The sequence below is a fragment of the Burkholderia sp. 22088 genome (assembly GCF_052045915.1).
Classification (GTDB): domain Bacteria; phylum Pseudomonadota; class Gammaproteobacteria; order Burkholderiales; family Burkholderiaceae; genus Burkholderia; species Burkholderia cepacia.
The window spans coordinates 1-16,803 of sequence record NZ_JBQEPY010000012.1 but is presented as its reverse complement, the minus strand read 5'-3'; the positions used below and the strand labels follow the sequence as shown (position 1 = coordinate 16,803).

The window sequence follows — 16,803 nt, the reverse complement described above, 5'->3', positions numbered from 1 at the left end:
CGTGCCGACCCGGCGCGCTGCGTGCCGTCTCGCAGTCGACCATCCCCTCGATTCAAGCAGACGCGGCCCAAGGTGCTGTGTACTGAACCGTCAATATTTCGCATGTCTCTCGCAGGTCAATCATGGACGAACAACTGAAGCAGGCCGCACTCGCCTATCACCAGAATCCGAAACCCGGCAAGATTTCGGTCACCCCGACCAAGCCGCTGTCGAACCAGCTCGACCTGTCGCTCGCGTATTCGCCGGGCGTTGCCGCTGCGTGCGAAGCGATCCACGCCGATCCGCTCGATGCGCAGAAGTACACGTCGCGCGGCAACCTCGTCGGCGTCATCACGAACGGTACGGCCGTGCTGGGCCTCGGCAACATCGGCCCGCTGGCCGCGAAGCCGGTGATGGAAGGCAAGGGCTGCCTCTTCAAGAAATTCGCGGGCATCGACGTGTTCGACATCGAACTGTCGGAATCCGACCCCGACAAGCTCGTCGAGGCGATCGCGATGCTCGAGCCGACGCTCGGCGGCATCAACCTCGAGGACATCAAGGCGCCGGAATGCTTCTACATCGAGCAGAAGCTGCGCGAGCGCATGAAGATCCCCGTCTTCCACGACGATCAGCACGGCACCGCGATCATCGCGTCGGCCGCGATCCTGAACGGCCTGAAGGTCGTCGGCAAGAAGCTCGCCGAAGTGAAGCTCGTGTGCTCGGGCGCGGGCGCCGCAGCGATCGCGTGTCTGGACCTGCTGGTGAACCTGGGTCTCACGAAGTCGAACATCCTCGTCGCCGATTCGAAGGGCGTGATCTACGAAGGGCGCGGCAATCTCGATCCGTCGAAGCAGCGCTATGCGGCGACCACCGACGCACGCACGCTCGCCGACGCAATCGTCGGCGCGGACGTGTTCCTCGGCTGCTCGAGCGCGGGCGTGCTGAAGCAGGACATGGTCAAGACGATGGGCGACAAGCCGCTGATCCTGGCGCTCGCGAACCCGGAACCGGAAATCCGCCCGGAAGACGCGAAGGCCGTGCGCCCGGACGCGATCGTCGCGACCGGCCGTTCGGACTACCCGAACCAGGTCAACAACGTGCTGTGCTTCCCGTTCATCTTCCGCGGCGCGCTCGACGTCGGCGCGACGACGATCACGGAAGAAATGAAGCTCGCGTGCGTGCGCGCGATCGCCGAACTGGCGGAAGAAACCGACCAGAGCGAGGAAGTCGCGAAGGCGTATGAAGGCCACTCGCTCGAATTCGGGCCGGACTACCTGATTCCGAAGCCGTTCGATCCGCGCCTGATCATCAAGATCGCGCCGGCCGTCGCGCAAGCCGCGATGGATTCGGGCGTCGCCACGCGTCCGATCCAGGACATGGACGCCTACCGCGAGCAGCTCGGCGCGACCGTCTACCGCACCGGCATGGTGATGCGCCCGGTGTTCGCGACCGCGAAGCAGAAGCAGGCGCGCATCGTGTTTGCCGAAGGCGAGGACGAGCGCGTGCTGCGCGCCGCGCAGTTCGTGCTGCAGGAAAAGATCGCGAAGCCGATCATCATCGGCCGTCCGTCGGTCGTCGACATGCGCCTGCAGAAGATCGGCTCGAAGCTCAAGGCTGGCACCGATTTCGAAATCGTCGATCCGGAAGACGATGCGCGCTACCACCGCTACTGGCAGGCGTATCAGGAGATCGGCGCGCGCGACGGCGTGACGCCGGAAGTCGCGAAGGCCGCGATGCGCAAGTTCAACACGCTGATCGGCACGATGCTCGTGCACCTGGGCGATGCGGACGGGATGATCTGCGGGATGATCGACACGTTCCACAGCCACCTGAAGTTCATCGAGCAGGTGCTGGGCCGCGCGAAGGGCGCCGAGCACTTCGCCGCGATGAACCTGCTGATGCTGCCGGGCCGCAACCTGTTCGTGTGCGACACGTACGTGAACGAGCTGCCGAGCGCCGAACAGCTCGCCGACATGACGATCCAGGCCGCGGCCGAGATCGAGCGCTTCGGCATCGCGCCGAAGGCCGCGCTGCTGTCGAACTCGAACTTCGGCAGCGCGCCGTCGGCGTCGTCGCGCCGGATGGGCGAGGCCCGCAAGCTGATCGTCGAACGTGCGCCGAACCTGGAAGTCGACGGCGAAATGCACGGCGACGCGGCGCTGTCGGAAATGATCCGCAAGCAGGCGTTCCCCGGCACGACGCTGTCGGGTGAAGCGAACCTGCTGATCATGCCGAACGTCGAAGCGGCGAACATCGCGTACAACCTGCTGAAGATGGTCGGCGGCGAAGGCGTGACGGTCGGTCCGTTCCTGCTCGGCGCGGCGAAGCCGGTCCACATCCTGACGCCGGCTGCGACCGTGCGCCGGATCATCAACATGACGGCCGTTGCCGCCGCGAACGTGAACACGAAGTAAGTCCACGCCCGCGTGTGCCGCGCTTCAGGCGCGGCGCAAGGAAAAACGCCACGGAACCTGCGTTCCGTGGCGTTTTTTTATTGCGAATCGCCGGCCGGGGCGGGCGTTCGAACCGCGAATGCCCGCGCCCGTCGGCCGGCCGTCACGCGACCTGCTGGTGCGACTGGCCGCCTGCCGGCGCCCGCCACTTCGCGAGCAGCGTGCTCCACTTCTGGCGTACCGCGCGCAGGTTGTTCTCCTTCACGTGGCCGTAGCCGCGAATGCCGTCCGGCAGCGCCGCGAGCTCGAGGGCGAGCGGGCGGTTGGCCGCGTTCAGCCTGGCCAGCACTTCGTCGATCAGCGCTTCGTACTCGCCGATCAGCGCGCGCTCGGAGCGGCGTTCCTCGGTGCGGCCGAACGGGTCGAGCCCCGTGCCCCGCAGGAACTTCGCCTTCGCGAGCCAGCGGAAGGCCGTCATCATCCACGGGCCGTACGCCTTCTTCACCAGATGGCCGTGTGAGTCCGTCTTCGCGAACAGCGGCGGCGCGAGGTGGAATTTCAGCTTCCAGTCGCCTTCGAACTGCGCGGACAGGCGTGCGAGGAACGCGGGATCGGACTGCAGCCGCGCGACCTCGTATTCGTCCTTGTACGCCATCAGCTTGAACAGGTTGCGGGCGACTGCTTCAGTCAGCTGCTCCTGCACCGTATCGCCGTCCGCCAGTGCACGCTCGGCGGCGCGCACCTTGTCGACGAACGCCGCGTAGCGCGCCGCATACGCGGCGTTCTGGTACGCGGTGAGGAATTCCACGCGCTTCGCGATCAGTGCGTCGACCGCCTTCTTCGTGTGCAGCGCGATCACCGTGGCGCCTTGCGCGGGGCGCGCGTCGCCGGCCGCGGCCTGCTTCACGCTCGCCAGGTCGTACGCGGCGCGGCGGCCCCAGTCGAATGCCGCACGGTTCTTCTCGACCGATACCGCATTCAGCTCGATCGCGCGGACGAGCGACACGAGCGTGAGCGGCAGCCAGCCTTTCTGCCATGCGTAGCCGAGCACGAACGGGTTCGTGTAGATCGCGTCGCCGAGCAGCGCGACCGCGAAGCGGTTCGCGTCGATGAAGTCGACCGCCTCGCCGGCCGCCGCGCGGATGTCGTTCTCGGCGGACAGGCCCGGGAATGCCCAGTTCGGGTTCTTGATGAACTCGGCGGTCGGCGTCTGTGCGCTGTTGACGACCACGCGCGTCGCGTCGTGCCGCATCCGCGACGTGCACTCGTCGCCGGCCGTGACGATCGCGTCGCAGCCGATCACGAGGTCGGCTTCGCCCATCGCGATCCGCGTCGCGTGGATGTCGGTCGGCGCGTGCGAGATCTGCACGTGGCTCATCACGGCGCCGCCCTTCTGCGCGAGGCCGGTGACGTCGAGCACGGTCACGCCCTTGTTTTCCAGGTGCGCGGCCATCCCGAGCAGCGCGCCGATCGTGACGACGCCCGTGCCGCCGACGCCCGTGACGAGCACGCCGTATGCGCGGTCGATCTCCGGCAGCGTCGGTTCGGGAATGGGCGGCAGTGCGTTGCCGTCGACCGATACGGCTTTCGGCTTCTTCAACTGGCCGCCCTCGACCGTGACGAAGCTCGGGCAGAAGCCCTTCACGCACGAGAAATCCTTGTTGCAGCTCGACTGGTTGATCTGGCGCTTCGTGCCGAATTCGGTTTCCAGCGGCTCGACCGACAGGCAGTTCGACTGCACCGAGCAGTCGCCGCAGCCTTCGCACACCGCGTCGTTGATCACCACACGCTTCGCCGGGTCCGGATAGGTGCCGCGCTTGCGGCGGCGGCGCTTCTCGGTCGCGCAGGTCTGGTCGTAGATCAGGATCGTCGTGCCTTCGATCTCGCGCAGCTCGCGCTGCACGTCGTCGAGCTGGTCGCGATGATGGATCGGCACGCCCGGCGCGAGCAGCGCCTTCTGGCTGTCGTACTTCTCCGGTTCGTCGGTGACGATCACGATCTTCTTCGCGCCTTCCGACGCGAGCTGGTGCGTGATCTGCGGCACCGTCAGCACGCCGTCGACCGGCTGGCCGCCCGTCATCGCGACGGCGTCGTTGTAGAGGATTTTGTAGGTGATGTTCGCTTTCGACGAGATCGCCGCGCGCACCGCCAGCAGGCCCGAGTGGAAATAGGTGCCGTCGCCGAGGTTCGCGAACACGTGCTTATCGTCCGTGAACGGCGCCTGGCCGATCCACGGCACGCCTTCGCCGCCCATCTGGCTGAAGGTGCTCGTGTTGCGGTCCATCCACACGGTCATGTAGTGGCAGCCGATGCCGGCGATCGCACGCGAGCCTTCCGGCACGTTGGTCGACGTGTTGTGCGGGCAGCCCGAGCAGAACCACGGCTTGCGCTCGGTCTGCACGTGCGGCTTCGCGAGCGCCATTTCCTTCGCGTTGATCACCGCGAGCCGCGCGGCGATGCGCGCGCGCACGTCGGACGGCAGCTCGAACTTCTCGAGGCGCGTCGCGATCGCCTTCGCGATGATCGCGGGCGACAGCTCGTAGTGCGCGGGCAGCAGCCAGTTGCCCATCGGTACCGACCATTCGCCGCCGGCGCCGTCCTTTTCGTCGAACTTGCCGAACACGCGCGGCCGCTGGCCGTCGGGCCAGTTGTACAGCTCTTCCTTGATCGCGTATTCGAGGATCTGGCGCTTTTCCTCGACGACGAGGATTTCGTCGAGGCCGCGCGCGAACGCCTGAGCGCCCTGCGCTTCGAGCGGCCACACGCAGCCGACCTTGTAGAGCCGGATGCCGATCCGTGCGCAGGTTTCGTCGTCGAGGCCGAGGTCGGTCAGCGCCTGGCGCACGTCGAGGTAGGCCTTGCCGCCGGTCATGATCCCGAAGCGCGCGTTCGGCGAATCGATTTCGATGCGGTCGAGCTTGTTCGCGCGCACATAGGCGAGCGCCGCGTACCACTTGTAGTCGAGCAGCCGCGCTTCCTGCACGAGCGGCGGGTCGGGCCAGCGGATGTTCAGGCCGCCTTCGGGCAGGATGAAGTCGGTTGGCAGCACGATCTCGGTGCGATGCGGGTCGATGTCGACCGATGCCGACGATTCGACCACGTCCGTCACGCACTTGAGCGCGACCCACAGGCCCGAGTAGCGGCTCATCGCCCAGCCGTGCAGACCGAAATCGAGATATTCCTGCACGTTGGACGGGAACAGCACGGGCAGCCCGCAGGCCTTGAAGATGTGTTCGGACTGGTGTGCGAGCGTCGACGATTTTGCCGCGTGGTCGTCGCCGGCGAGCACCAGCACGCCGCCGTGCTGCGACGAGCCGGCCGAGTTCGCGTGCTTGAAGACGTCGCCGGTGCGGTCGACGCCCGGGCCCTTGCCGTACCACATGCCGAACACGCCGTCGTGCTTCGCGCCGGGGTACAGGTTCACCTGCTGCGAGCCCCACACGGCGGTGGCGGCGAGATCTTCGTTGAGGCCGGGCTGGAAGACGATCTGGTGGGCTGCCAGGTGCTGCTTGGCTTTCCAGAGCGACAGATCGAGGCCGCCGAGCGGCGAGCCGCGGTAGCCGGAGATGAAGCCGGCCGTATTGAGACCGGCGGCGCGGTCGCGTTCCTGCTGGAGCATCGGCAGGCGCACGAGGGCCTGGATGCCGCTCATGTACGCGCGACCGCGCTCAAGTGTGTATTTGTCGTCAAGCGTGACGGACTTCAGCGCGGCTTCTAGCGACGCGCGTTGGTCTGCGTCTAGCGGGGCATTCATTAACTGTCTCCTCCACCCGGTCTGGGATCACCAAAACTTCGGTTGCGTCGGCATCTTTTGGATGCGTCGGCAGTGGCCGGCATGTTCGCCGGTTTTAAGCGATGGTAGCACTGGGGCAAACCCGCCGCCCATCGGTTGGAATGCCGGGAGAGCCGCGGCGGCGCACCGTAAAAAAGGGGCTGAATCATGCGTTACATCATGTAAAAGCATGTAAGGCCGCGTTCATCTGCGCGCAAATGCCGTTAATCTTGTCGGCCTGCCGGAGGTGCCCGGTCGCGTCGGTCTGTTTCGACGCATCGGGGAGGCGCCGGCAGTTTTACAGGAGGTGCAATGAACACACGTCATATCCAGAGTTTCCTGATCGTGTCCGCCGCGTTTTTCTCGATGACCGGCCCGGTGCACGCGCGAGGCGCGAGCGCACTGGCGGCAGCCGGCGCGCAGATGCAGCAGATCGCGCCGGCCCAGGACGCCGTCGCGCAGCCGTCGGCCGAGCGCGCCGTCGCGTCGAAGGCGAACGCGCGTTGATCCGTTCGCGCGGCCGGCAGGCCGCGCCGGAATGCAAAAAGGGCGGGAATCCTCGGATTCCCGCCCTTTTTCTTTGTGCCGCCGGATCGGGCGGGTTGCCCCGGGCAGCCGCCCGCCAGATGCGTCAGGCTTTGTCCTGCACGACGCCGCGGCGGATCTGGTCGAGCTCGATCGATTCGAACAGCGCCTTGAAGTTGCCTTCGCCGAAGCCCTGGTTGCCCTTGCGCTGGATGATCTCGAAGAAGATCGGTCCGATCTGGTTCTCGGTGAAGATCTGCAGCAGCAGGTCGTCGCGCGCGCCGTCGATCAGGATCTTGCGCTTCTTCAGTTCATTCAGCGATTCGCCGTGGTTCGGCACGCGGCGGTCGACCAGTTCGTAATACGTGTCGATCGTGTCGAGCAGCTTCACTTCCTTGCTGCGCAGGCCGTCGACCGCCTGGTAGATGTCGCTGGCGCCGAGCGCGATGTGCTGGATGCCTTCGCCGTGGTATGCGTCGAGGTATTCCTGGATCTGGCCGGCCGTATCCGAGCCTTCCTCGTTGATCGGGATGCGGATCTTGCCGCACGGCGACGTCATCGCCTTCGACTTCACGCCCGTCACCTTGCCTTCGATGTCGAAGTAGCGCACTTCGCGGAAGTTGAACAGGCGCTCGTAGAACTCGGCCCATTCCTGCATGCGGCCGCGATGCACGTTGTGCGTCAGGTGGTCGATATAGGTGAGGCCGTGGCCGACCGGGTTCGGGTTCGCGCCGGCGATCGGCTCGAAGTCGACGTCGTAGATGCTGATGTCGCCGATTGCGCCCGGCTGCGCGCCGTTCTTGCCGCGCCAGCGGTCGACGAAGTAGATCAGCGAATCGCCGATGCCCTTGATCGCCGGGATGTTCAGCTCCATCGGGCCCGTCTTGTTGTCGAAGCCCCATGCGCCGAGTTCGAGCGCGCGCTTGTACGCCTTCGCGGCGTCCTGCACGCGGAACGCGATCGCGCAGATCGACGGGCCGTGCAGGCGCGCGAAGCGTTGGGCGAACGAATCGGGTTCGGCGTTGATGATGAAGTTGATGTCGCCCTGGCGGTACAGCGTCACGTCCTTGTGGCGGTGGCGCGCGATCGCGGTGAAACCCATCCGTTCGAACAGCTGTCCGAGCGCTTTCGGGTCCGGCGCCGTGTATTCGATGAATTCGAAGCCGTCGGTGCCGACGGGGTTGTCCCAGTTCGGGATCTGCATGGCGTGTCTCCTGTGGGGGCGATCGGCCGCGGCGACGTGCGCCTGTCCGGCCTGGTTCGATGTCGAACGTGGCACACGCGGCGGCGTGCGCGACGAATCGGTACGTGCGACAGAGTGTAGCGGGCAGTCGCGAGCGTAAACTTGCGAACTTGATCGCCCGAACCTACGATGGCGCAATTTCCAGTCTCGAAATAATCATTGGAGGGCAGAAGATGGCGCACGCCGAATTGGATGCCATCGACCGGCGGATTCTCGCAATTCTTCAGGAGAACGGGCGCCTGTCGAACCAGGAGATCGCCGAGCGCGTGAACCTGTCGCCGAGCCCGTGCCTGCGGCGGATCAGGCGGCTCGAGGAGATCGGCGTGATCACCGGTTATGTCGCGCTGCTGAATCCGCAGAAGCTCGGGCTCGACCTGCTCGCGTACGTGAGCGTGCGGCTCGAGAAACGCGGCGGTCTGGCGCCGGTGCGGGTCGACGAAACGTCGGCGCGCGCGGGCGCGACCCATGCGGAGCTGTTTCGCGCGGCCGTGCAGACCTGGCCGGAAGTGGTCGCGTGCCACGCGATGACGGGGGACATGGATTACCTGCTGCGCGTGCAGGTCGAGGACATGGCGCATTTCTCCCGCTTCGTGCAGGAGCATTTGCTGCATCACCCGTCGGTGATCGACGTGAAGACGAGCTTTTCGCTCGAATGCTTCAAGGAGACGACGGCGTTGCCGATTCGGTCGGTGCGCTAGTTGCGCGGCGGGGGAGGGAGGGGCCGGGCGCGCGGAAGAAGGCGCGGCCCGGCTGGCCGACGTTACGCCGTCAGGGCGGCGGGCATCAGCGACTCGATGAACTTCGTGGTGCGGCGCGCCTGGCGCTTCATCGCGTAGTCGAACACCGCGGCCTGCTCCTGCAGCATCTCGGCGATGATCGTCGAGTGGTCGGCCGGCGGCAGCGACAGGTACGCATCGGCCTCGCCGTACGCATACTCGATCCGCATCCCGGATTTCTTCGCGATGTGCATCATCGTCGCGTTACGCGACAGGCAGTGCATGTACAGCGTCGTCACGTGCGTGTTGCGGCTGCGGATCGCCGCGCGTTCGAACAGCTTCGAGCCGACACCGCGGCCGCGTGCGCTTTCGAGCACCGACACGCCGAATTCGGCCGTGCGCTTGTCGCCCTCGGCCGGCAGGTAGGCCAGGTGGCCGACGCCGATCAGTTCGAGGTCGTGGTCGAACACGCCGAACACGGTGTCGCGACCGAAGTCGATCGTGCGGACATAGTTCTCGAGCACGTGGTCGGGCACCATCTGGCCGAAGCGCAGCAGGCGGTCCTCTTCGTCGAGCGAGAGAAAGTGGGTGAGCATCTGCTCACGGTCTTTGGAAGCCAGTTCCCTGACGAGAACCGGCGCAGTACCGGCGGTGCCGACGACATCGGCAGAGCCGTTGAATCGCGTGTTCATCGTGGGTTCCTCAATGTGTGACCGTACAGCGGGTTGTGCAATGCAGCAGCATTTTACCCGACCGTCAGCCCTCGGATTGGGGAAAACCCGTATTTAACGATGTTTGAGCTGGAGGATGAATTCTAAATCCGCTTAGTTAATCCGCTATCTATTTGATTTTAAACGGATTTAAAATTCATCATATGAAACGCGCGGCGGGCGGTCGCAGTGTGCCCGTCGCGCAACGCTTGCTGCTGCGCGGCAATCAGGCGGCCGTCGACAGCCCGCGTTCGATCAGGTCGATCACCTGCTCGGCGAAGTCGCGGTAGCCGAGGCGGCCGCCGGGCTTCAGCCACGTGAACGTCCAGTTGATCATCCCGAACACCATCATCGTCACGGAAGTCTGGTTTTCCTTCGAGATGCGGTCCGGGTACGCGCGCGCCAGCTGTCGCGTGAATGCCGCGACGATGTCGCGCTGGCGGTCGAGCACGATTTCACGCTGCGCGTCCTCGAGATACTTCACGTCGTTGAGCAGCGCGACGTGGCGGCTGTGCGATGTCTCGTATTCGGCGAGGAACGCGCGCACGAGCTCCGCGAACGCGTCGCGCTCGCTGAGGCCGCGCCGCTGGCTCGCCCCTTCGACCTCGGCGATGATCAGCATCAGCCGTTTCGTGTAGCGGTCGAGCAGGTCGAACAGGATCGCTTCCTTGCTCTCGTAATAGTGATAGAGGCGTGCTTTCGACGTGCCGCTCGCGGTCGCGAGATCGGACATCGACGTGCTCGGATAGCTCGTCTGCGCGAATTTGTCGGCGGCCAGATCGAGGATCTGCTCGCGCTGGGATTCGTGGTCGGGCGCTCGGGTACGGGCCATGGTCGAATGCGGAAGATTAGCGGTGCGTGGCGGCCGCGCGGGCCGCGCGCACCTGCGTGGAGGAGAGGGCGTCGGGCGTGTCGTCCTGCAGCTCGAGCCGGCCGGCCGCCGCGAGTTCGCGGCAGCGCCACCAGGCGATCGAGTCGCTGACGAACAGCCCGCCGCGATCGGCGTCGGCCATGATGCTGCCGACGAGGCGCCGCGCGGGCAGCCAGTCGGTTTCCGCGCGCGCGAGGATCAGCGCGTCGAGTTCTTCATAGTGGCCGCTCTTGATCGTGTTGCTGACCCAGTAGCGAAGTTCGGCGTTCTGGTGCTTCGCCTCCTGCCATTCGAGCGCGAGGCGGCCGATGCGCAGCACCGAGATCGGCGCGGCCACCGGACGCTTGCGCGCCAGTTCGGCGGGCGAGAACATGCCGGTCGCGCATGCCTGGTCGGTGCGCGACAGCGACGCGCGCTGCGCCGGGTCGAGGTCGGCGGCCGACAGCCGCACTTCGTTCAGGCGTTGCGGGACATTGCGCAGGTGATAGGCGACGCGCCGCAGCAGCAGCTTGTCGCCGACGCTCGGCGCATGCCACACCACCACCTGGCCCGTCTCCGTCGCCAGCTGGTCGAGGCGTGCGAACTCGGCTTCGATCTCTGCGTTCCAGTCGGGAATCTGGTCGCCGAGCACGCGCTGCCAGAAGGCTGCGCGCGTGTCGGGCGTCTCGTCGGCGCCCTTGAGCGGCCCGACGCCGAGATCGTCGAGCAATCCGACGACATGCTCGTCGCGCCCGGCTTGCGCGAGTGCCTCGCGCAGCGACGCGGCGGCGGTGCCGCCCTGAATCACATGAATGGTACTCATCGGCCTGTCGTCAACAAAAGAAAACCGCCGGCCGGGCGGACGTTGCGATGTCCAGCCGGCCGGCGGCCCCTAGTGTAAGCGAGATGTGTGACGGCGAGAAACCGTCCGGCGCCGCGACGCGACGTCGCTCAACGCTCGTCGAAGCTCACGACGACCTTGTCGCTGACCGGGTGGCACTGGCACGTGAGCACGAAGCCGTCCTTCACTTCATGCTCCTCGAGCGTGTAGTTCTTCTCCATCCGCACTTCGCCCTCGAGCACCTTCGCGCGGCACGTGCAGCACACGCCGCCCTTGCACGCGTACGGCAGCGCGAGGCCCGCCCGCAGGCCGATATCGAGCAGGCTCACGCCTTCGTACGGCAGCCGCAGCTTGCGCTTCTTGCCGTCGAGCACGATTTCGAGGTCGGCGGCCGGCGTCTGGTCGGTGATTTCGACGACCGGCGCACCGGCTTGCGGCAGCGGCGTGCCGAAGCGCTCGACGTGTACCTTCGCCTGCGGCACGCCGGCTGCCTTCAGCGCGGCTTCCGCCGCGTCCATCATCGGCGCCGGGCCGCAGATGAACGCTTCGTCGATCGCGTCGGCCGGCGTCAGCGAGCCGAGGAATTCCGCGCATTTCGCCTGGTCGAGCACGCCGTTGAACAGCTCGACGTCCTGCTGGTCGTCCGACAGCACGTGATAGAGGACGAAGCGGTTCATGTAGCGGTTCTTCAGGTCCTCGAGCTCCTCGGCGAACATGATCGCGTCGACGCTGCGGTTGCCGTAGATCAGCGTGAACGTGCTGCGGGGCTCCAGTTCGAGCGTCGTCTTCACGATCGCGAGCACCGGCGTGATCCCCGAGCCGCCGGAGAACGCGACGTACTGCTTGCCGTGGTCGGCGTTCAGGTGCGTGAAGAAACGGCCGTCCGGCGTCATCACGTCGATCGTGTGGCCGGGCTTCAGCGTATCGAAGGCGAAGTTCGAGAAGCGGCCGCCGCGCACGCGCTTGATGCCGATGCGCAGTTCGCCGTCACGGTCGTAGTCCGTCGTGCCGACGCAGATCGAATACGAGCGGCGCGTTTCCTCGCCGTCGATGTGGGTCTTCAGCGTGACGAACTGGCCCTGCGTGAAGCGGTACGCGTCGCGCAGCTCGGGCGGCACGTCGAAGGAGACGGTCACGGCGTCGGCGGTCTCGGGCCGCACGTCGCGGATACGCAGCGGATGAAATTGCGGGGTCGCCATATCGATTAGTAGGGTTTGAAGTAGTCGAAGGGTTCGCGGCAGTCGACGCAGCGATACAGCGCCTTGCAGGCCGTGGACGCGAATTGCGCGAGACGCTCGGTGCGTGCCGAGCCGCAGCGCGGGCACGCGGGCGCCGCGACGGGCCGCGGCACGAAGCGCACGACGTTTTCCCGCGGCGCGGCGGTGCCGCATTGGCCGACCGGCGGCGCGATGCCGTACGCACGCAGCTTGTCGCGCGCTTCCTGCGTGATCCAGTCGGTCGTCCACGCGGGCGCGAGCACCGTCTCGATCCGGTGCGGCGGCAGGTCGGCGGCCTGAAGCGCGGCGGCGATGTCTTCGGCGATCTGCGACATGGCCGGGCAGCCCGAGTAGGTCGGCGTGATCACGACCTCGAGCTGGCCGTCGTCCGCGCGGCGGACGTCGCGCAGGATGCCGAGCTCGCGGATCGACACGACCGGGATCTCGGGATCGGGCACGGCTTCGAGCACGTCCCATGCGCGGGCGAGCAGCGGATCGTCGCGGCGCGCGGCAGGCACGGCGTTGGCGTTGGCGGGGGCGGTCTGGACGGACATCGTCGGGCTCCGTGGCGTCGGGGTTACCAGGTCGCGCCGGGGTGCTGGCGTGCGAGGCTTTGCAGTTCCGCGAGCAGGTAGCCCATGTGTTCCGAATGCTCGCCCTGCTTGCCGGTCGTCACGTGCTGCACGGGGGCCGGCAGCGTGAGCGTCGCCTCCGCGAGCGCGTCGTCCACGTCCGCGCGCCACGCCGCTTCGAGCGTGGCCGGTGCCGGGGCGATGCCTTCGGCCGCGACTGCATCGTCGATCGCATCGGCGGCGAAGAATTCGCGCGTATACGGCGTCAGGTAGTCGAGCGCGTCCTGCGCGCGACGGTGCGATTCGTCGGTGCCGTCGCCGAGGCGCACGAGCCACTCGCGTGCGTGCTGCACGTGATAGCGGGTTTCCTTCACCGATTTCGCGGCGATCGCGGCGAGCTGCGTGTCGGTCGACGTTTCCAGCGCGCTCCACACGTGCAGCATCAGCGCCGAGTACAGGAAGTTGCGCACGATCGTCACCGCGTAATCTTTGTCGGCGTGCGCGGTGCCGGCGAGCGGGCCGTAATGCGGCAGTTCGGCGAGCGTGAAGTTCGCGAACTCGCGCTCGGTGCGGAAGTACGCGTAGTCGTCCTCGGTCTTCGTCGCGCCGGTGAGCTGGCGCTCGAGTTCGGCCGCATGCGTATACAGCATGCGTGCCTGGCCGATGAGGTCGAGGCTCATGTTGGTGAGCGCGATGTCTTCCTCGAGGATCGGGCCGTGGCCGCACCATTCGGCATTGCGCTGACCGAGGATCAGCGTGTTGTCCGCGAGGCGCAGCACGTAGGAGAGGTGTTCGGGCGTGATCGTCATGGCGCGGGCGTTACATGTGGTTGACTTCGTCGGGCAGCGTGTAGAACGTCGGGTGACGGTAGATCTTGTCGCCCGCCGGTTCGAACAGCTCGGCCTTCTCGCTCGGATCCGACGCGGTGATCGCCGACGACGGCACCACCCAGATGCTCACGCCTTCCTGGCGGCGCGTGTAGACGTCGCGCGCCATGCGCAGCGCCATCGACGCGTCGGCGGCATGCAGGCTGCCGCAATGCTTGTGGTCGAGCCCCTGCTTGCTGCGCACGAACACTTCCCAGATCGGCCATTCCTTGTTCATCACTTTCTCCTGAATCCTGAATTCGATGGTGTGCCGCTCAGGCGGCGTGCTGTTCGGCGCGCGCGCGGCGCTTTGCTTCGTGGGCGAGGGCGGCTTCGCGCACCCATGCGCCGTCCTCGTGCGCTTTCACGCGGGTCGCGAGGCGTTCCTTGTTGCACGGGCCGTCGCCGTTGACCACGCGCCAGAATTCGTCCCAGTCGATCGTGCCGTAGTCGTGGTGACCACGTGCTTCGTTCCACTTCAGGTCGGGATCGGGCAGCGTCACGCCGAGCACCTTCGCCTGGTCGACCGTCGCGTCGACGAATTTTTGCCGGAGGTCGTCGTTCGTGATCCGCTTGATGCCCCATTTCGCGGACTGGTTGCTGTGGACCGAATCGGCATCGCTCGGGCCGAACATCATCAGCACCGGCCACCACCAGCGGTTCACGGCCTGCTGGACCATCGCGCGTTGCGCGTCGCTGCCCTTCATCATCGACAGCAGTGCGTCGAAGCCCTGGCGCTGGTGGAACGATTCTTCCTTGCACACGCGGATCATCGCGCGCGCGTACGGGCCGTACGTGCAGCGGCACAGCGGGATCTGGTTCATGATCGCGGCGCCGTCGACCAGCCAGCCGATCACGCCGACGTCGGCCCAGGTCGGCGTCGGGTAGTTGAAGATGCTCGAGTATTTCGCCTTGCCGGCGTGCAGCGCGTCGATCAGCGAATCGCGCGATACGCCGAGCGTTTCGGCCGCGCTATAAAGATAGAGGCCGTGGCCGGCTTCGTCCTGGACCTTCGCGAGCAGGATCGCCTTGCGCTTCAGGCTCGGCGCGCGGGAGATCCAGTTGCCTTCCGGCAGCATGCCGACGACTTCCGAGTGCGCGTGCTGCGAGATCTGGCGGACCAGCGTCTTGCGATAGGCGTCGGGCATCCAGTCCTGCGGTTCGATCTTGCCGTCGGCAGCCATGACCGCATCGAACCGCGCCTGCTCGGGCGACTCGGCTGCGGCGTCGAGCGGCGCGACGTTGCCGGGGATGTCGAGGGATTGCGTGTACATGGCGAGGCTCTCGTCCGGTTGAATGTGTGCGAAGTATAAACCAACCGACCGGTCGGTTAATAAATTTCTTGCGGATTTGCGGAAAGACTCGGGTAAACGAGGGACATCGGGGCGCGATGATGCTGCGTGATGGCGGCCGGCACGCGGGAGCCGCGCCTTCTGCGGCACAATGCCCGCTTTCCGACGAGGATTTTGCCGATGTCATTCCGAAGCAGTATCGCCGCGGCCGTGCTGGGTGCGGCCGTTTTTGTCTCGCCGCTCGTGGCGTCGGCTTCGGCCGCGCCGGCGGGATGGGTTGCCGCGTGGGCGACCGCGTTGCAGCCGATTCCCGACCTTGCCGCACCGCCGCCGCTTTATCGCGCGCCCGACGTTGCCGGTCGCACGGTGCGCCAGATCGTCTATCCGACAGTGCCGGGGCGCGCCGCACGGATCCGCGTCAGCAATGCATACGGTCGTTTCCCCCTCGTCGTCGAGGCGGCGAGCCTCGCGCGCGCTGGCGAGGGCGCGGCGCTGTCCGGCGACGCGGCCGTGCCGGTCCGGTTCGGCGGCAAGGTGTCGGTGACGCTTGCGCCGGGCCAGGAACTCGAAAGCGATCCGGTGGGGATCGACGTCAGGGCCGGGCAGCCGTATGCGATCAGCCTCCAGATGGGGCCGAACCAGCGGATGACGGTCTGGCACCGCGTGTCGAACCAGTTCAATTATGTGTCGGTGCCGGGCGAGCACGTGAGTGATCCGGGGGCTGCCGCGTTCCGCACTCGCTTTACCCAATTTGCATGGGTGACCGAGCTCGCGGTCGAGACCGGTTCCGCGCGCGCCAGCGTAGCCGCGATCGGCGATTCGATCACCGACGGGCTGCGCTCGAGCGTGAACCGGAACCGCCGCTGGCCGGACGCACTGGCGCGTCGGCTGGCCGCCTCGGGCGCGGAATCGATCGGCGTCGCGAATCTCGGGATCAGCGGAAACCGGCTGCTCAGCGATTCGGCTTGCTATGGCACGTCGCTGGCGTCGCGGTTCGAGCGCGATGCGCTGTCGCGCGCGGGCGTAAAGGCGGCGATCGTGCTGATCGGGATCAACGACATCAACTTTGCGGCGATGCCGCCGCGCGCGGGGCTCGATTGCGACCACCCGCATACGCAGGTCACGGCTGCATCGCTGATCGACGGCTACCGCCGACTAATCGACGCGGCGCACCGTCAGGGCGTGAAGGTCTTCGGCGCGACGCTGACGCCGGCTGGGCTGCCGACGGGGCGCGAGGCGATCCGGCTCGAGGTGAACCGGTGGATCCGGAGCGGTGGCGGGTTCGACGGCGTAGTGGACTTCGACGCGGTGCTGCGCGATCCGGCGCGCCTGAGCGTGCTGCAGCGTCGATTCGATAGTGGCGACGGCATTCATCCGAGCGACGCTGGATACACGGCGATGGCCGACGCGGTGCCGGTCGAGCAACTGCAGGCCGCGGTGGGCGGCAAGTAATGAGCTTCTATATATAGAGGGAAGTGTTGCCGGCCCCCTTGTGGTCGATGGCCACCGGCGGCCCGCCGAGCCCCAGCCCCCGTGCGCGTCAGCGCACGGGGGCTTTTTCAAAATATTTTCACAAAGGGCTTGCGTGGATGGGGGAGGGTGCTTAGAATCACGCCTCTTTCGCGCTAACGGAAACGCGGCGCGGAAGAGGGAAGCAAAGCTGGTGGTGTGCCGCAGTGTCGGGCGCGCGGCTGGCCTGGAAGTTGAGCCCCGCAGTCGCAACGATGTAGTGTAAAAAGTTGTTGACGAGCTGCGAAACACGGTTCATAATCTCGCTTCTCTGCTGCTGAAAACGCAGCGCTGCTGAGAAACACGAAGTTCCTCGCA

15 protein-coding genes are annotated in these 16,803 nt (G+C 66.3%); 4 read left to right on the top strand and 11 right to left on the bottom strand.

The window, feature by feature from the left end; translation table 11 throughout:
* Window positions 1-122: 122 nt before the first annotated feature.
* Window positions 123-2,393, top strand: a complete 2,271-nt coding sequence (locus ACTJLD_RS22800) for an NADP-dependent malic enzyme (protein ID WP_027788595.1) — start codon at window positions 123-125, stop codon at window positions 2,391-2,393.
* A gap of 142 nt (window positions 2,394-2,535) precedes the next feature.
* Here the strand turns inward: ACTJLD_RS22800 and ACTJLD_RS22795 are convergent, their stop codons facing one another.
* Window positions 2,536-6,126: an indolepyruvate ferredoxin oxidoreductase family protein gene (locus tag ACTJLD_RS22795; protein ID WP_440659733.1), complete on the bottom strand. Its 3,591-nt coding sequence runs from the start codon at window positions 6,124-6,126 to the stop codon at window positions 2,536-2,538.
* A 330-nt stretch (window positions 6,127-6,456) separates the two neighbouring features.
* Between ACTJLD_RS22795 and ACTJLD_RS22790 the strand changes: the two genes are divergently transcribed.
* Window positions 6,457-6,651 carry a hypothetical protein gene (locus ACTJLD_RS22790; RefSeq protein ID WP_027788593.1) on the top strand — a complete coding sequence of 65 codons (195 nt, stop codon included), beginning with the start codon at window positions 6,457-6,459 and terminating at the stop codon, window positions 6,649-6,651.
* 124 nt (window positions 6,652-6,775) lie between these two features.
* Here the strand turns inward: ACTJLD_RS22790 and hppD are convergent, their stop codons facing one another.
* Window positions 6,776-7,873, bottom strand: a complete 1,098-nt coding sequence (gene hppD / locus ACTJLD_RS22785; protein WP_440659732.1) for a 4-hydroxyphenylpyruvate dioxygenase — start codon at window positions 7,871-7,873, stop codon at window positions 6,776-6,778.
* Window positions 7,874-8,085: 212 nt separating this feature from the next.
* On the opposite strand from hppD, the gene ACTJLD_RS22780 reads away from it, so the two are divergent.
* On the top strand, window positions 8,086-8,610 hold the full coding sequence (locus tag ACTJLD_RS22780) for an Lrp/AsnC family transcriptional regulator (protein ID WP_021158575.1): 525 nt from the start codon (window positions 8,086-8,088) through the stop codon (window positions 8,608-8,610).
* A gap of 62 nt (window positions 8,611-8,672) precedes the next feature.
* Here the strand turns inward: ACTJLD_RS22780 and ACTJLD_RS22775 are convergent, their stop codons facing one another.
* From ACTJLD_RS22775 to paaA, 8 genes are all read right to left on the bottom strand, one after another.
* Window positions 8,673-9,320 carry a GNAT family N-acetyltransferase gene (locus ACTJLD_RS22775; protein ID WP_027788590.1) on the bottom strand — a complete coding sequence of 216 codons (648 nt, stop codon included), beginning with the start codon at window positions 9,318-9,320 and terminating at the stop codon, window positions 8,673-8,675.
* A gap of 244 nt (window positions 9,321-9,564) precedes the next feature.
* Complete coding sequence (locus ACTJLD_RS22770) at window positions 9,565-10,170, bottom strand: TetR/AcrR family transcriptional regulator (protein WP_011350658.1); 606 nt, start codon at window positions 10,168-10,170, stop codon at window positions 9,565-9,567.
* 16 nt (window positions 10,171-10,186) lie between these two features.
* Window positions 10,187-11,011 (bottom strand): DUF1835 domain-containing protein, encoded by an 825-nt coding sequence (locus tag ACTJLD_RS22765; RefSeq protein ID WP_059490190.1) that lies wholly within the window; start codon window positions 11,009-11,011, stop codon window positions 10,187-10,189.
* A 128-nt stretch (window positions 11,012-11,139) separates the two neighbouring features.
* On the bottom strand, window positions 11,140-12,228 hold the full coding sequence (gene paaE, locus ACTJLD_RS22760) for a 1,2-phenylacetyl-CoA epoxidase subunit PaaE (protein ID WP_226191309.1): 1,089 nt from the start codon (window positions 12,226-12,228) through the stop codon (window positions 11,140-11,142).
* Window positions 12,229-12,233: 5 nt separating this feature from the next.
* Window positions 12,234-12,800 (bottom strand): 1,2-phenylacetyl-CoA epoxidase subunit PaaD, encoded by a 567-nt coding sequence (gene paaD / locus ACTJLD_RS22755; protein ID WP_027788587.1) that lies wholly within the window; start codon window positions 12,798-12,800, stop codon window positions 12,234-12,236.
* A 23-nt stretch (window positions 12,801-12,823) separates the two neighbouring features.
* Window positions 12,824-13,627 carry a 1,2-phenylacetyl-CoA epoxidase subunit PaaC gene (gene paaC, locus ACTJLD_RS22750; RefSeq protein ID WP_059694351.1) on the bottom strand — a complete coding sequence of 268 codons (804 nt, stop codon included), beginning with the start codon at window positions 13,625-13,627 and terminating at the stop codon, window positions 12,824-12,826.
* A 10-nt stretch (window positions 13,628-13,637) separates the two neighbouring features.
* On the bottom strand, window positions 13,638-13,922 hold the full coding sequence (gene paaB / locus ACTJLD_RS22745) for a 1,2-phenylacetyl-CoA epoxidase subunit PaaB (protein ID WP_027788585.1): 285 nt from the start codon (window positions 13,920-13,922) through the stop codon (window positions 13,638-13,640).
* A 37-nt stretch (window positions 13,923-13,959) separates the two neighbouring features.
* Window positions 13,960-14,958 (bottom strand): 1,2-phenylacetyl-CoA epoxidase subunit PaaA, encoded by a 999-nt coding sequence (gene paaA, locus ACTJLD_RS22740; RefSeq protein ID WP_027788584.1) that lies wholly within the window; start codon window positions 14,956-14,958, stop codon window positions 13,960-13,962.
* A gap of 198 nt (window positions 14,959-15,156) precedes the next feature.
* On the opposite strand from paaA, the gene ACTJLD_RS22735 reads away from it, so the two are divergent.
* On the top strand, window positions 15,157-16,428 hold the full coding sequence (locus ACTJLD_RS22735; RefSeq protein WP_440659731.1) for an SGNH/GDSL hydrolase family protein: 1,272 nt from the start codon (window positions 15,157-15,159) through the stop codon (window positions 16,426-16,428).
* Window positions 16,429-16,585: 157 nt separating this feature from the next.
* Here ACTJLD_RS22735 and ACTJLD_RS22730 read toward each other — a convergent pair.
* Window positions 16,586-16,803 (bottom strand): hypothetical protein (locus ACTJLD_RS22730; RefSeq protein ID WP_440659730.1); only part of this gene is annotated, 218 nt, incomplete at its 5' end.

Coding starts and splice junctions, on each gene's coding strand:
- paaB (WP_027788585.1), bottom strand. CDS start 13,922: ATGAACAAGGAATGGCCGATCTGGGAAGTGTTCGTGCGCAGCAAGCAG.
- paaE (WP_226191309.1), bottom strand. CDS start 12,228: ATGGCGACCCCGCAATTTCATCCGCTGCGTATCCGCGACGTGCGGCCC.
- ACTJLD_RS22735 (WP_440659731.1), top strand. CDS start 15,157: ATGTCATTCCGAAGCAGTATCGCCGCGGCCGTGCTGGGTGCGGCCGTT.
- hppD (WP_440659732.1), bottom strand. CDS start 7,873: ATGCAGATCCCGAACTGGGACAACCCCGTCGGCACCGACGGCTTCGAA.
- paaA (WP_027788584.1), bottom strand. CDS start 14,958: ATGTACACGCAATCCCTCGACATCCCCGGCAACGTCGCGCCGCTCGAC.
- ACTJLD_RS22775 (WP_027788590.1), bottom strand. CDS start 9,320: ATGAACACGCGATTCAACGGCTCTGCCGATGTCGTCGGCACCGCCGGT.
- ACTJLD_RS22795 (WP_440659733.1), bottom strand. CDS start 6,126: ATGAATGCCCCGCTAGACGCAGACCAACGCGCGTCGCTAGAAGCCGCG.
- paaD (WP_027788587.1), bottom strand. CDS start 12,800: ATGTCCGTCCAGACCGCCCCCGCCAACGCCAACGCCGTGCCTGCCGCG.
- paaC (WP_059694351.1), bottom strand. CDS start 13,627: ATGACGATCACGCCCGAACACCTCTCCTACGTGCTGCGCCTCGCGGAC.
- ACTJLD_RS22780 (WP_021158575.1), top strand. CDS start 8,086: ATGGCGCACGCCGAATTGGATGCCATCGACCGGCGGATTCTCGCAATT.
- ACTJLD_RS22770 (WP_011350658.1), bottom strand. CDS start 10,170: ATGGCCCGTACCCGAGCGCCCGACCACGAATCCCAGCGCGAGCAGATC.
- ACTJLD_RS22800 (WP_027788595.1), top strand. CDS start 123: ATGGACGAACAACTGAAGCAGGCCGCACTCGCCTATCACCAGAATCCG.
- ACTJLD_RS22765 (WP_059490190.1), bottom strand. CDS start 11,011: ATGAGTACCATTCATGTGATTCAGGGCGGCACCGCCGCCGCGTCGCTG.
- ACTJLD_RS22790 (WP_027788593.1), top strand. CDS start 6,457: ATGAACACACGTCATATCCAGAGTTTCCTGATCGTGTCCGCCGCGTTT.